The sequence below is a fragment of the Erythrobacter longus genome, assembly GCF_000715015.1.
In the GTDB taxonomy this organism is placed as follows: Bacteria; Pseudomonadota; Alphaproteobacteria; order Sphingomonadales; family Sphingomonadaceae; genus Erythrobacter; species Erythrobacter longus.
Map to the genome: position 1 here is coordinate 36,008 of NZ_JMIW01000001.1, position 12,064 is coordinate 48,071.

Below are 12,064 nucleotides of genomic sequence, written 5' to 3' on the forward strand. Positions count from 1 at the left end.
GGAAAGCGCCGCGATCAGGGCCTCTTTTATTCGCCTTTTGCGCTCTCTTTTTTATCGCCTTTGTCTTCCTCATCCTGCCCCACATCGAGCCCGTGCTTGAGCAGCATCGGCAATTGCGTGAAGGTGAAGAGGAAGGTGAGCGGCAGGAATACCCAGAGCTTTGCCCACAGCCAGCCTTCGAAATCGAGATAGGCGCGTAAACCTTCGTTGAGCCCTGCAAGCAGCAGGAAAAACACGCCCCAATTGCGCGAGAGTTTGAGCCAGCCTTCTTCCGAAAGCCCCTCAAACGCAGCTTCGAGCAGGATTTTGAGGAGGGCTTTCCCTTTGAAAAATCCGACCAGCAGCGCCACGCCGAAAAAGGCATAGATGATGGTCGGCTTCAATTGCACGAAGACCGGATCGCCAAAGAAGATCGTCAGCGCGCCGAAGCCTACGATCAATGCGGTGGAGAGCCACAACATGGGCGAGATTTTGCCGAGGCGAAATTTGGAGAAGAGCAGGGCGGCGACGGCGGCGACCATAAAAGCGCCAGTGCCATAGATGATGGCGAGAAGTTCGCTTGCTGCACTGGGCTCAGCAGGCGCGTTCCAGCGGTACACGCCAAGGAACACGAGCAGCGGGCCGTAATCGACCGCCACATTGAGCCAGCCCGATCCTTGCTTCTTTGTCTCAGTGGTCTCGTTCATCAGGCAACCCCTGCAATCACGCGCGCGACCAGATCGGGGTCGAACGGGCGAAGGTCTTCCATTTTTTCGCCAACGCCAATCGCGTGGATGGGAAGGCCATATTGCTCGGCCGCAGCGACCAGAACGCCGCCGCGCGCGGTGCCGTCGAGCTTGGTCATGATGAGGCCGGTGACGCCCGCCACTTCCTTGAACACGTCGATTTGGCTGAGTGCGTTCTGGCCGTTTGTGGCGTCGAGGACCAGGACCACATCATGCGGGGCCTCCTCGTTCAACTTGCCCAGAACCCGGCGGATTTTGGCAAGCTCTTCCATCAGCTCTTTCTTGTTCTGAAGACGCCCGGCGGTGTCCACGATCAACGCATCAATTCCGGTGTCGGTCGCCTGTTTCACCGCGTCAAACACGATGGAGGCAGGATCGCCGCCCTCTGGCCCTCGTACAAGGTCCACGCCAGCGCGCTCAGCCCATGTGGCAAGCTGTCCAATCGCGGCGGCGCGGAAGGTGTCGCCTGCTGCCAGAAGCACGCCGTAGTCATCCTCGGTAAAGAGGTGGGCGAGTTTGGCGATGGTGGTGGTTTTGCCAGAACCATTGACCCCGATCACAAGGATGACTTGGGGACGCGGGAATGCGGTGATTTCCAGCGGCTTTGCCACAGGGCGCAGGATCTCTGCAATTTCCTCTGCGACCGCCTCTTTCAATTCTTGTTGAGTGATCTCGAGACCAAAGCTCTTGTCCGACAGTTTTTGACGAATGCGCGCAGCTGCCGCTGGCCCCAGGTCCGAGATGATCAGCGCATCTTCCAGATCATCCAGCGTCGCATCATCAAGGCGCGTCGCAACACCCGTCAGATTGCTGCCGATACGCTCAGAGGTCTTGCGAAAGCCGCTAAAGAGCCGTTCGCTCCAGCTCTGCGTCATGTGAGCATTCCTCCTTCAAGGGCGTGCGGGGTGAGGGGTATGATCTCGCCCGGATTGGCGTTTGGCGGGCATGTTACCCGCGCGTAATTGGGGGCATAGCCGGTGCCGTCTCTTTCGGCGAGGACTGGGAGAGTTTCGCCCACAAGCGTGTTCAGCCAAGCCGTGCGGCGGGCCTTCACGGCATTGCGAAGCTCAGCCGCGCGGGCCTTTACAATCGCGCGGTCCAATTGCGGCATACGCGCTGCTGGCGTGCCGGGGCGCGGTGAATAGGGGAAGATGTGGCCGTGGACGATATCCAGCTCTTCGATGATCGAAAGGTTGGCGGCGTGGTGCGCATCGCTCTCGGTCGGGAAACCGGCGATCAGGTCTGCGCCAATGGCAATGTCCGGGCGCCGCGCCTTGAGGCGTTGGACCAGATCAACCGCATCACCGCGAAGATGGCGGCGCTTCATGCGTTTGAGGATCAGATCGTGGCCATGCTGCATCGACAGGTGCAGGTGCGGCATCAGGCGCTCTTCGCTCGCGAAAAGCTCAAACAGCACGTCGTCAATCTCGATCCCGTCAAGCGATGACATCCGCAGGCGTTCAAGGGCGGGGAAGCGGTCAAGCACAGCCTCAACCAGCGCGCCCAAAGGCGGCGTATCGGGCAGGTCATGGCCCCAACTGGTCACATCAACGCCGGTCAGCACGACTTCCTTCGCGCCAAGTTCAAGGTGATGCTCCACCTCGCGCAGGACCTCGGTGATGGTCATCGAGCGGCTTTTCCCGCGCCCCTGCGGGATGACGCAGAAGGTGCAGGCGTGGTCGCACCCGTTCTGCACCGCGATAAAGGCTCTGGTGCGCGTTGGCGGGGGAGGGGCCTCTGGCAGAGGCACATTCCACACGCGCGGGTCTAACTTGCGCTCATTGGCGATCAGGCCGTCAACCTCGGGCATGTCGGCCAATTGCTCGCGTTCGATATCGGCGGCGCATCCTGTCACCATAAGGCGCGCATCAGGACGCTCGCGGCGGGCTTTGCGGATCGCCTGGCGGGTCTGGCGCACGGCCTCGGATGTGACGGCGCACGAATTGATGACCACAACGTCGCCAGCATCGCCGAGCATTGCCTTCATGCGCTCACTCTCAGCGATATTGAGGCGGCAGCCCAAGGAGATGACTTCAGCACCGCTCACGCAAAGTCATCCCAGTTAAACTCGCCGCGAAAACTCTCAGCCGCAGGGCCGGTCATACGGATGCTCTCGCGCTCTCGCCATTCGATGATGAGGTCGCCGCCGGGGAGGGTGACGGTGACCCTGTTGCCAACAAGACCGCGACGGATCGCTGCAACAGCGGTTGCGCAGGCCCCCGTACCGCAGGCGCGCGTCAGGCCAGCGCCGCGTTCCCACACGTGAAGTTTCAAATGATCGGGGCCAACAAGGCTCGCCACATTGACGTTCACGCGGGCCGGGAAAAGGGCGTCGTGTTCGATCTCAGGCCCAATCGCGGCCAGGTCTACCGCGTCCGCATTCTCGACAAAGAAGATCACGTGCGGGTTGCCGACATTCACCGCAGCAGGATTTTCCAATTCGCCCCAGCCAACCGGCATGGCGCAAGTGTCCATCGCATAGTCGAGCGGGATTGCGTCCCACTCAAAACGCGGCTTGCCCATGTCCACCGTTGCTCCGCCCTCAGACGGCTCAAGCGCCAGGACCACCCCTCCAGCGGTTTCAATCGTGGCCGCTTCTCCATGAAGCAAAGCCACAGCGCGGGTCGCATTGCCGCACGCTTCGACCTCGCCGCCGTCCGAATTGTATATCCGCATTGTGAAGGCATGGGCCTCGCTTGGCTCCAGCACGATCAACTGATCGCAGCCAATACCGGTGTGGCGATCGGCAATCGCGCTCGCCATTTGTGCAGATAGAGCAGGCAAAGGCATTTCGCGCGCGTCAAGCACGACGAAATCATTGCCAAGTCCGTGCATCTTGATGAAGGGCGTGCGCATCGTGGGAGCGCATTTATGCACCCTAACCCCATGCGTCCAGTCTTAGCGGTGAATTCGCACCTATGCCCTGCGCGGCATGGCCTGTTCGATATCCGAGGTCTTGCGCTTGGGTGCGCCTGTGCTCGCGCCGATATCGCCCTCGACATGATCGGCAAGCCTGCCTGCCTCAGCCAGCCGTTTGCGGACCTGCTCTGCGCTTTCAGGGCGGCCATAAAGGAAGCCCTGACCTTTGAGTTTGCCCATCTGTTTCAGCTGGCGCAGGATGACTTCATCCTCAATCCCCTCGACCGTCATCGGCAGGTCGAGCCCGCGGCCAAGTGAAACAATCGCATCCACAAGCGGTGACTTGGCGCTTGGCGTTGAAAGTTCGCCGACAAAAGATCGGTCAATCTTGAGCCGGTCAAATGGCAGGGTGCGCAGCTGTTCCAGCGAGGAATAGCCTGTGCCAAAATCATCAAGACTGATCTGGACACCCTGGTTGCGTAGCGACACAATCATGCCGCGCACCATGTCGACATTGTCGTGCAGGCAGCTTTCCGTGATCTCCACTTCGAGCCTTTGAGGCGGGAAATTATGCTTGACCAGCATCTTAAGCAGCTTTTGCGCAAACCACGGATCGCGCATCTGAACTGGAGAGATATTGATCGACAAGGTGAGGCTCTTGTCCCAATCGCGCGCATCAACCAAAGCGCGGTCAATCAGTTGGTCTGAAAGATCAGAGATGACCCCGATTTCTTCTGCAATGGGGATGAAAACCTCCGGGCTGATTGTTCCCAGCGTGGGCGAAATCCACCGGGCCAACATTTCAAAGCCCATAAGGTCGCCGCTATCGAGGTCGATCTGCTGTTCGTAAAAGGGAACAAATTCTCCCTCCAACAAGCCTTTGCGGATACCCAGCTCAAGCTCATTACGAAAACGAAGTTCGTTTTCCATGCTTGGTTCAAACCAGAAATAGCGGTTCTTGCCCTCTTTCTTGGCTTGATACATGGCAATGTCTGCGCGGTGCATCAACGCATCCAATGAGCACAGATCAGGGTCCAGATCATTGTGTTCGTGGTCGCTGGCAAGGCCAATGGAAAAAGTTGTATCAACCGTGACCTTGTCGAGCGCAAAAGGCGTTGCCATTGCTTCAAAAAGGCGGATCACCAGATCATCAACGCGCTCTGGTTGGTGAGGGTCATAGGACCAGACAAACGCAAATTCATCGCCGCCAATGCGGGCAAGATGAGCATCCGCCGGAAGCGCAGTTCTGATCCGATTTGCCATTTCGATCAAGGCGCTATCGCCAGCGGTGTGGCCATTCATATCGTTGATTTGTTTGAAATTATCGAGATCGATCAAACCGTACACGACCGCCATGCCTGTGGCGTGTGCTTGATCGCGCAGAGCGTGCGTGGCGCTCGATATGCTACGCCGATTGAGGCACCCTGTCAGCGGGTCGGTTTCAGCCAGTTTGCGCGCCAAATCCTCTGCGTTGCGCCGCTCATTGATTTCGATTTTGAGTTCTCTGTATCGCCGCCATCCAAAGATGATGAGAACCACATTGAGAAGAAGCGCATTGACGAGCAGAGTGTCTGGTGCCGCGCCTACGCCGCGTAGCGAATTGACTATAGCGGGGAGGACCGCGCCGCCTGTGCCAACGAACAGAATGATAGCGGCAAAGGCAATACCAAGCGCAACCAGATCACGCTCTGCAGAACCTTTAAGCTTTTCGGGTTTTTCGCGATCCACCATACTTGATCCGTCGAAACTCGACCTTTTGATTACTCCAAGATGGATGCAAATATCCGAAACGTCTTAAAGATTGGGTTAACTGATGAAAGACTTGTGCATTAACCGCTTTGATCCGGCGTGTTGGCCCCAGGGTTCAACTGCTCAAAGCTGGAAACGTTCTTTGTCTTGCCCTATTTCGTCTGTCCAATCGCGAGGTTTTAAACGCGCCTTGCCCAATCTCATGTGGAGACTGCGACCGTGCCCCAATACTGGCTGATGAAATCAGAGCCGTTCAAATATAGTTGGGACGACCTTGTGGCCGAAACAGAGGGCGTTTGGGACGGGGTGCGCAACCATTCGGCCAAGCTGAACCTGCGGGCGATGGGAGTCGGCGACCAATGCTTTTTCTATCACTCACGCGAAGGGCTTGAGATTGTGGGAATTTGCGAGGTTAGCGTTGCCGGCATCCTCGACCCCACTGATGAAACCGGCAAATGGGCTGCGGTAAAGGTGAAGCCGATGCGCAAATTAGCAAAGCCTGTGAGCCTTAAACAGATCAAGGCCGAACCCAAACTGGCCGACTGTGAGCTTGTGCGCTTGTCGCGCCTTTCGGTGGCCAAGATCACGCCAGAGGAATGGCAGGTGATCTGCGATATGGCCGAAGGTTAGGTCCTGAGCCTAGGTCCTGAGCCTAAGACGGTTTGGACCTGAGCCCGCTGATTGTCGCACCGCTTGCCGCAAGCTGTTCGACGTCTATTTTCATGTGGATCAGACGCAGCCCCTCGCGGTTTTTTGCCTCGTTTAACGCTGAGACAAACTCTTGCGTGGTGGTCGCGGTTGCGCTCCATCCGCCAAAACTTGCCCCCAGCATTGCAAAATCCGGGTTTGAAAGACCAGTGCCCGAAACACGGCCCGGATATTCGCGCTCTTGGTGCATACGGATCGTGCCATAGGCACCGTTATCAACCACCAGCACGATAAGGTTTACCCCATATTGCGCAGCGGTCGCAAGCTCTTGCCCGTTCATCAGAAAGTCGCCGTCGCCAGCCACGGCCACCACGGTGCGGTCGGTGTAACGAAGGGCCGCAGCGACGCTTGCAGGCACGCCATATCCCATCGCGCCAGCGGTCGGTGCCAATTGGCTGGGATAGCCTGCGTAACGCCAATATCGGTGCCACCATCCGGCAAAATTGCCTGCACCATTGCAAATGATGCTGTCGTCTGGAAGCGCCTCTCGCATCGCGGTAACGCAGGCCGCCATATCGAGCGACGGGGGTGTTTGCGAAGGTGTGTGTGTGGCCCATTCGCGCCATTGCGCATTCGCCTCAGCGCCTGCATCAAACGGGATGATACTTGCATCTTCCCAAAGGCTTGCGGCTTCTGCGAATTCATCAACCGAACAAGCGATGCCAAGGTCCGTGCGGTACACGCGGCCAATTTCGTCGGGGTCCGGGTGGATGTGGATCAGCAATTGATCGGGATGCTCTAATGAGGGGACTTCGTATCCGTCGGTCGTGGCCTCGCCCAACCGTGCGCCGACCGTCAGCACGAGGTCAGCGTTCTTCACCCGCTCAATCAGCTTGGGGTTTGGCCCATATCCAAGGTTGCCAGCGTAAACGCTTGAATTGGGATCAATTGCATCCTGACGCCGGAACGCGGTCGCGACTGGCAGGCCGATGCGCTCAGCAAACTGTTGAAAACCGAGGCGCGCTTTCGTGTTCCAGCCGGCACCGCCGATGATGGCAATCGGGCTGGCCGCATCTGCGATCATCGCAAACAAGGCCTGCATCGCATCCGGGCACACCGCCTGGGTTGGGCGCACCGCAAGCGGGCGGGGCGCAAGATCGGCGGATACGGGATCGCACAGCATATCTTCGGGCAGGGCAAGGACGACTGGGCCAGGGCGCCCACTAATCGCGACCGAGTAAGCGCGGGCGATGTATTCGGGCACGCGAGCGGGATCATCAATACGCGCAGCCCACTTTGCAATGGGTCCGAAGAAGGCTTCGAAATTAATCTCCTGAAACCCTTCGCGGTCGCGGCAAGGGCGGGCGACATCACCCACGAACAAGATCATCGGCTGCGAATCCTGCATTGCAACATGGACGCCGATCGAGGCATTGGTTGCACCAGGCCCGCGAGTGACAAAAGCGATACCGGGGCGAAGCGCGTCTCCAGCCGCGCTCATCGCGCCATCGGCACACGCCATAAACGCAGCGCCGCCTTCCTGCCTGCAGATCACGGTTTCGATGCCGCTTTGTCCGTGAAGCGCGTCGAGCACCGCCAGAAAGCTTTCACCGGGGACAGTAAAGATCCGGTCAGTGCCTTGCGCCTCAAGGCATTCAACCAGAAGCTCGGCTGCGGATTTCGTTCTTTGCGTCACGTTATTACCCTTGTCCATTGCCGCTGGATTAGCGGGGGCGCGGGGCAAGAGCAAACGCTGTGACGGGGTTTTGCGCGGCGCGCAGAGGCTTGTGGAGATTAACCACGCCCTTGAGGATGTGTCCCGCTAATGGGCAGGGCAAAATAGGCGCTCGCGAAAAAGTTAAGAAAGTCTTAATGACATTCCATGAGCAACGCCATTTTGACCGCCGACGGTTTCCTTAACGCTGCCCCCGCTCCTGAGATCGAGCGCAGGCGCCTTCCGGGTCGCAAACGCCGCGCATTGGTTCTCACCGACGAAACGGCACGGCATCGGTTCAGAGCCACTTTGCCCCGGCATGTGACTGAAGTTCTTGATTGTGGCGAACAGCACTTCGAAACGGCCGCTGCCAGTCTTTGGCGTTTAACCAGAGACGATGTGCGCGGATTTGCGAGCGTCTATTTCGCTACTTTTGCCGCTGTGCTGGTGTTTATCCTCTAAAAAGGCCCAGAACCTCTAAAAAGGGTCAGCGAGGCCCGCCTCTTTTTCGGCCTTGTAAAGTAACCATCCAAGCCAGGCCGACACCATCGTCATCGCTGCTGCGACCAGCAGCTGGTCAACCACTGGAAGGCCAATGCTGGTCAGGCCAATCGCCAGTGCCGATCCCAGAACCATGCTGATGCAGTTGACGATATTGTTGACCGCAATCGTACGGCTTGCCGCATTCTTGGCGCAGCGGGTGGTGAGAAAAGCATAAAGCGGCACCACAAACATGCCCCCAGCTGTCGACACACCCAGCAGCATTGCCGACAAAGGCACCGCGAGAGGTTCAAGTATCCATTCGTCGATGGGCAGCAATTGACCGGCGGAATTGGGCGTCCAGGCTTTTGCAACGATGTAAAAGCCGATCAGAAAAGCGCCCATCACGACGACAGAAATTGGTGAATACCGTGCAGAGACAACGCCTTTCAAAAGCGCGTTGATGCTGACAGAGCCAATGGCGATACCAAGCGAGAAAATGACGAGAAACAGGCTGGCGACTTCGGGTGTCGCGAGCAATTGGTTTTTCGCCAGCGGGGGGAATTGAATGAACAACACCGCGCCCATCGTCCAAAAAAAGCTGATCGCGATAATGGCGAGCCAGATCTGGCGACTTTGCTTGACCTCTTTGATGAGGCGAAAGCTCATGACCACTTGGTCAGCGACGGCAACGAATGGGTAGCCCAGCCACCGCTTAACCGCATTCTTGGTTTTGGCGGCATAAGGTTCGAGCAGCGGGAAGTGCATCTCATAATCGCCTTGCGGCAAAGCCTCGGGCACAAAGCGGGCCGAGATATAGCCAAGGACTGCGGTGATCATAATGAGGATCATCGAAGTTTCGACCTCAACAAAGCCCGCCAAAATCGTTCCGCCAAGGATTGCGATATACGTGCCAGCCTCGACCAATCCGGTGCCCGGCAGCACTTCATTGGGTTTCAACTGTTGGGGCAAAATTGCGTATTTGATCGGGCCAAGGAACGCCGATTGGGTGGAGGCCAGAAACAAAACGACCAACAAAAGCGGGATCGCAAATGTGTGCACCGCAATCCCTTGCCACACCAGATAAAGCCCAAAGACCCCAAGGCTGGCCCAACCGATTTCGCACAGCTTGACCACTCTGATGATTGCGGCTTTGTCGCGCGTGTCGGCGAGTTGCCCTGCAAGAGCGGAAAAAAGCACAAAGGGCAGCACGAAGATGAGCGATCCCACCCCGCTGAACAGCGCTTCATCGCGTTCAGAGGAATAGACGGAATAGACCACAAAAAGGGTCATCGCGGTCTTGTACAGATTGTCGTTAAACGCGTTGAAGAATTGCGTCACCATTAGCGGCAAAAAGCGCTTTTGACGCATAAGGTGCGTTGCTGTGGTCATGCTTTACGTTGCGTCCCGGCGGCTTGTTGCGCACCCCATTTAGTGGAAACACTCAGGCACACAAGTGCGCGCGGTGTTCAATGTCCCGATCTCTTGCACCGCGAAACTAGGGTATTTTGCTTGTGACAAATGGGCGCTAAGGAGCGTTTCGTATCATGCTGACCTTGCCCAACATCCTTACCCTATCGCGCATTTTTGCGGTTCCGCTGCTCGGCTTCTTCTTGTGGTGGCCGGATTGGAAACTTGGTTATCTGATTGGTTTTGTGCTGTATTGTGGCATTGCCATCACCGACTTTTTCGACGGTTATCTGGCGCGGGCGCAAGGCACGGTGTCAAAACTTGGCATTTTTCTAGACCCGATTGCCGATAAAATCATGGTGGCCGCCGTCATCCTGATCCTGACCGCACAAGGGTATCTGCGCGGGCCATATGTGGGCGATCTGCATGTTATTGCTGGCGGTATTATTCTGGTGCGCGAGATTACGGTTTCGGGTCTGCGCGAATTTTTGGGCGGCATTCAGGTGTCTGTGCCCGTTACAAAACTCGCAAAATGGAAGACCACGCTCCAATTGATTGCGCTTGGCGCGTTAATCCTGGGCGGGGCGGTGCATGGTCAGCCGTGCCAGTCACCCGACCCTGATTGCCACACGATTGCGGAAAGCTGGATTCATGTTGTGGGACTGGCAAGCCTTTGGCTCGCCGCAGCTCTCACCTGTATCACGGGCTGGGATTACTTGCGGGTTGGCATCAAACACATGGAATAAGGCCCACAGAGCCCGGCGCGATTACGCTGCTGATGTATTCGACGCGCACGCGGAACGGATTTGCAAGCATGAGCGCGCGTTTCCATAGTCTTGATCCCAACGCGCGCTCGCCCAGTGCCACCCCGGGGGAAAGCAGTCGTCAGCTTGCGGTAACAGTAAAACTCATTTGGCCATAATTATCGCCGCCTGATACGAGCCACATTTGGCGCGGCGGTCCCGGTCGTTGTCGCTGCTGCTGTTTCTTTCGCAGTCGTTTTGGCAGCTTCCGTCGCCGAAGTCTTTGACGCATTGGTCAGCATGATCGGCACATCGCTCAGAATATCGGTGTCGCGGCGACGATCTAGGCTTTGTTGCAACCGGCCCAGTCGCTCGTGCAGCTGAGTGTTCTCGCGAAGGAGTTGGTCCGACTGACCGGCCTGTCTCTGCAAGGTGACCGCGTCTTTCTTCGCTTCCTCCAATTGCATCTCCAGGCGTTGGATGTCGCTATGCGCAGAATCGATCCGCAGGTGCGCTTCTTTAAGCTTGTCTCCATATTCTTGGACCTGCGCTCTGGACGCGCTCAATTCGCGTTTCATCTTTTGCGCATCTCTTGAAGAATTGACGGCCTGGTCTTTGAAAAGCGTGTTCTCATCGCTCAGCATATCGTTGCTTGAACGCGCTTCTTCCAGAAGTTTGAGCGTCATTCGGTGACTCTCGCGCTCCTGGCTAAGACCGTCATTCAATGCGATGATGCGTGCTTCTTGCGAGATTTTGAGTTCGGAATATTTGTTACCAAGAACGCGGATTTCTTCGCGCGATGTCTCGGCATTGGTCTCAAGCTCGGCAATCCGGTCCTTTGCTGCATCAATCTCAGCCGCCTTTTCCAGCACAACCCGCTCTTTGCGCGACAGTGCATCGATTACCTCTTCGTTTTGGTCTGTGAGCTTGGCGACCTGCATTCGCAGATCTTTTTCCTGCCGCATCAGCGCGTTTTGTGTCCGGTCACGTTCTGCCAGATTTGCCTTAAGGCAAGAGGCATCGATCTCGGCCTTGTCTTTGGCATCGCGAAGCGTTTCAACCTCGCGCCGGGCCTCGTTAAGCGCCGCAACCGCACTGCGCAGGCGATCTCCAATGCGTTCAGCATCCAGAGCATTTGCGTTCGCCTCGCGCTCGCTCTTTTCATAATCGGCGTGAAGGCGGGTAAGATCTTCTTTAAGGCGGCCGATTTCGCGCGCGGCCTCTTTGGCCTTGGTTGCCTCGGCAATTGTTTCGCGCGAGGTGTCTTCCAATTTATCGCGCAAGGCATCGTTTTCGCGGCGCAAGGATGCTGCCTGCCCAGCTTCGACTTCAAGTGCGGAGATATCTTCGATCATTTGATCGGCATCGCGGCGCGCATGTTCGATCTGATTCATGAGCACATCAAGATTGTCGCGGACCTGCATAGAGCGGCTCCCGCGCGATTGTGCAGCAACCGGGTCATTGACAACGGGCTCGCTGGTCAAATCCTGTGAACTTATTTCCTCTCGTGTTTGGCTCATGCCAAGGAGAGATCGGAACTGGAAAGCGTTGGCCATAATGTCCTCGCTGTTAAAGACTGTTTCACAGCACCGTGTCGCACGAACCATCGTGGTGAACACTTTGCTGCAAAACAGGGTTACTCGAAAACTAACGAACGGAACGGTACTTGAGACCTGCGGGGGAGCCCTAAGGAAAATAGCTTAGGGAATACCCGAGGGTCGCGTGAGTTGAGGACA

11 protein-coding genes are annotated in these 12,064 nt (G+C 57.1%); 3 read left to right on the plus strand and 8 right to left on the minus strand.

All coding sequences use genetic code 11. The features are described 5' to 3' along the window. Positions 1 to 26: 26 nt before the first annotated feature. The 5 genes from EH31_RS00215 to EH31_RS00235 are packed head-to-tail and all read right to left on the minus strand — an operon-like array spanning position 27 to position 5,315. Positions 27 to 686 carry an inner membrane-spanning protein YciB gene (locus tag EH31_RS00215; protein WP_034957371.1) on the minus strand — a complete coding sequence of 220 codons (660 nt, stop codon included), beginning with the start codon at positions 684 to 686 and terminating at the stop codon, positions 27 to 29. Beyond that, the gene (gene ftsY, locus EH31_RS00220) at positions 686 to 1,600 is read right to left on the minus strand and encodes a signal recognition particle-docking protein FtsY (protein WP_034957372.1); all 915 of its coding nucleotides are present in this window, start codon (positions 1,598 to 1,600) and stop codon (positions 686 to 688) included. Before ftsY ends, EH31_RS00215 begins: the two co-directional genes overlap by 1 nt. Next, on the minus strand, positions 1,597 to 2,772 hold the full coding sequence (locus EH31_RS00225) for a MiaB/RimO family radical SAM methylthiotransferase (RefSeq protein ID WP_034957373.1): 1,176 nt from the start codon (positions 2,770 to 2,772) through the stop codon (positions 1,597 to 1,599). The genes ftsY and EH31_RS00225 overlap by 4 nt, the downstream gene beginning before the upstream one ends. Beyond that, positions 2,769 to 3,581, minus strand: coding sequence for a diaminopimelate epimerase (gene dapF, locus EH31_RS00230; RefSeq protein ID WP_034957374.1), 813 nt, complete (start codon positions 3,579 to 3,581; stop codon positions 2,769 to 2,771). The genes EH31_RS00225 and dapF overlap by 4 nt, the downstream gene beginning before the upstream one ends. A 60-nt stretch (positions 3,582 to 3,641) precedes the next feature. Further along, complete coding sequence (locus EH31_RS00235) at positions 3,642 to 5,315, minus strand: putative bifunctional diguanylate cyclase/phosphodiesterase (RefSeq protein WP_081853153.1); 1,674 nt, start codon at positions 5,313 to 5,315, stop codon at positions 3,642 to 3,644. Between the two features lie 237 nt (positions 5,316 to 5,552). Here EH31_RS00235 and EH31_RS00240 point away from each other — a divergent pair, with 237 nt between their 5' ends. Then, a complete protein-coding gene (locus EH31_RS00240; RefSeq protein ID WP_081853240.1) occupies positions 5,553 to 5,963 on the plus strand; it encodes an EVE domain-containing protein in 411 nt (136 codons plus the stop codon). Positions 5,964 to 5,985: 22 nt separating this feature from the next. On the opposite strand, the gene EH31_RS00245 is transcribed toward EH31_RS00240, so the two are convergent. Next, positions 5,986 to 7,695, minus strand: a complete 1,710-nt coding sequence (locus tag EH31_RS00245) for a thiamine pyrophosphate-binding protein (protein WP_199796984.1) — start codon at positions 7,693 to 7,695, stop codon at positions 5,986 to 5,988. A gap of 168 nt (positions 7,696 to 7,863) precedes the next feature. Here EH31_RS00245 and EH31_RS00250 point away from each other — a divergent pair, with 168 nt between their 5' ends. Further along, positions 7,864 to 8,157, plus strand: coding sequence for a hypothetical protein (locus EH31_RS00250; protein WP_241765787.1), 294 nt, complete (start codon positions 7,864 to 7,866; stop codon positions 8,155 to 8,157). Between the two features lie 15 nt (positions 8,158 to 8,172). On the opposite strand, the gene EH31_RS00255 is transcribed toward EH31_RS00250, so the two are convergent. Beyond that, the gene (locus tag EH31_RS00255) at positions 8,173 to 9,567 is read right to left on the minus strand and encodes an MFS transporter (protein ID WP_034957375.1); all 1,395 of its coding nucleotides are present in this window, start codon (positions 9,565 to 9,567) and stop codon (positions 8,173 to 8,175) included. A 155-nt stretch (positions 9,568 to 9,722) separates the two neighbouring features. Between EH31_RS00255 and pgsA the strand changes: the two genes are divergently transcribed. Beyond that, positions 9,723 to 10,331, plus strand: a complete 609-nt coding sequence (gene pgsA, locus EH31_RS00260) for a CDP-diacylglycerol--glycerol-3-phosphate 3-phosphatidyltransferase (RefSeq protein WP_034957376.1) — start codon at positions 9,723 to 9,725, stop codon at positions 10,329 to 10,331. 176 nt (positions 10,332 to 10,507) lie between these two features. On the opposite strand, the gene EH31_RS00265 is transcribed toward pgsA, so the two are convergent. Next, complete coding sequence (locus EH31_RS00265) at positions 10,508 to 11,848, minus strand: coiled-coil domain-containing protein (RefSeq protein ID WP_206742000.1); 1,341 nt, start codon at positions 11,846 to 11,848, stop codon at positions 10,508 to 10,510. Positions 11,849 to 12,064 lie beyond the last annotated feature (216 nt).

Bases quoted from the DNA above. Each gene is read 5' to 3' on its own strand.
- EH31_RS00255 (WP_034957375.1), bottom strand. From the start codon at position 9,567: ATGACCACAGCAACGCACCTTATGCGTCAAAAGCGCTTTTTGCCGCTA.
- EH31_RS00235 (WP_081853153.1), bottom strand. From the start codon at position 5,315: ATGGTGGATCGCGAAAAACCCGAAAAGCTTAAAGGTTCTGCAGAGCGT.
- pgsA (WP_034957376.1), top strand. From the start codon at position 9,723: ATGCTGACCTTGCCCAACATCCTTACCCTATCGCGCATTTTTGCGGTT.
- EH31_RS00245 (WP_199796984.1), bottom strand. From the start codon at position 7,695: ATGGACAAGGGTAATAACGTGACGCAAAGAACGAAATCCGCAGCCGAG.
- EH31_RS00250 (WP_241765787.1), top strand. From the start codon at position 7,864: ATGAGCAACGCCATTTTGACCGCCGACGGTTTCCTTAACGCTGCCCCC.
- dapF (WP_034957374.1), bottom strand. From the start codon at position 3,581: ATGCGCACGCCCTTCATCAAGATGCACGGACTTGGCAATGATTTCGTC.
- EH31_RS00215 (WP_034957371.1), bottom strand. From the start codon at position 686: ATGAACGAGACCACTGAGACAAAGAAGCAAGGATCGGGCTGGCTCAAT.
- ftsY (WP_034957372.1), bottom strand. From the start codon at position 1,600: ATGACGCAGAGCTGGAGCGAACGGCTCTTTAGCGGCTTTCGCAAGACC.
- EH31_RS00265 (WP_206742000.1), bottom strand. From the start codon at position 11,848: ATGAGCCAAACACGAGAGGAAATAAGTTCACAGGATTTGACCAGCGAG.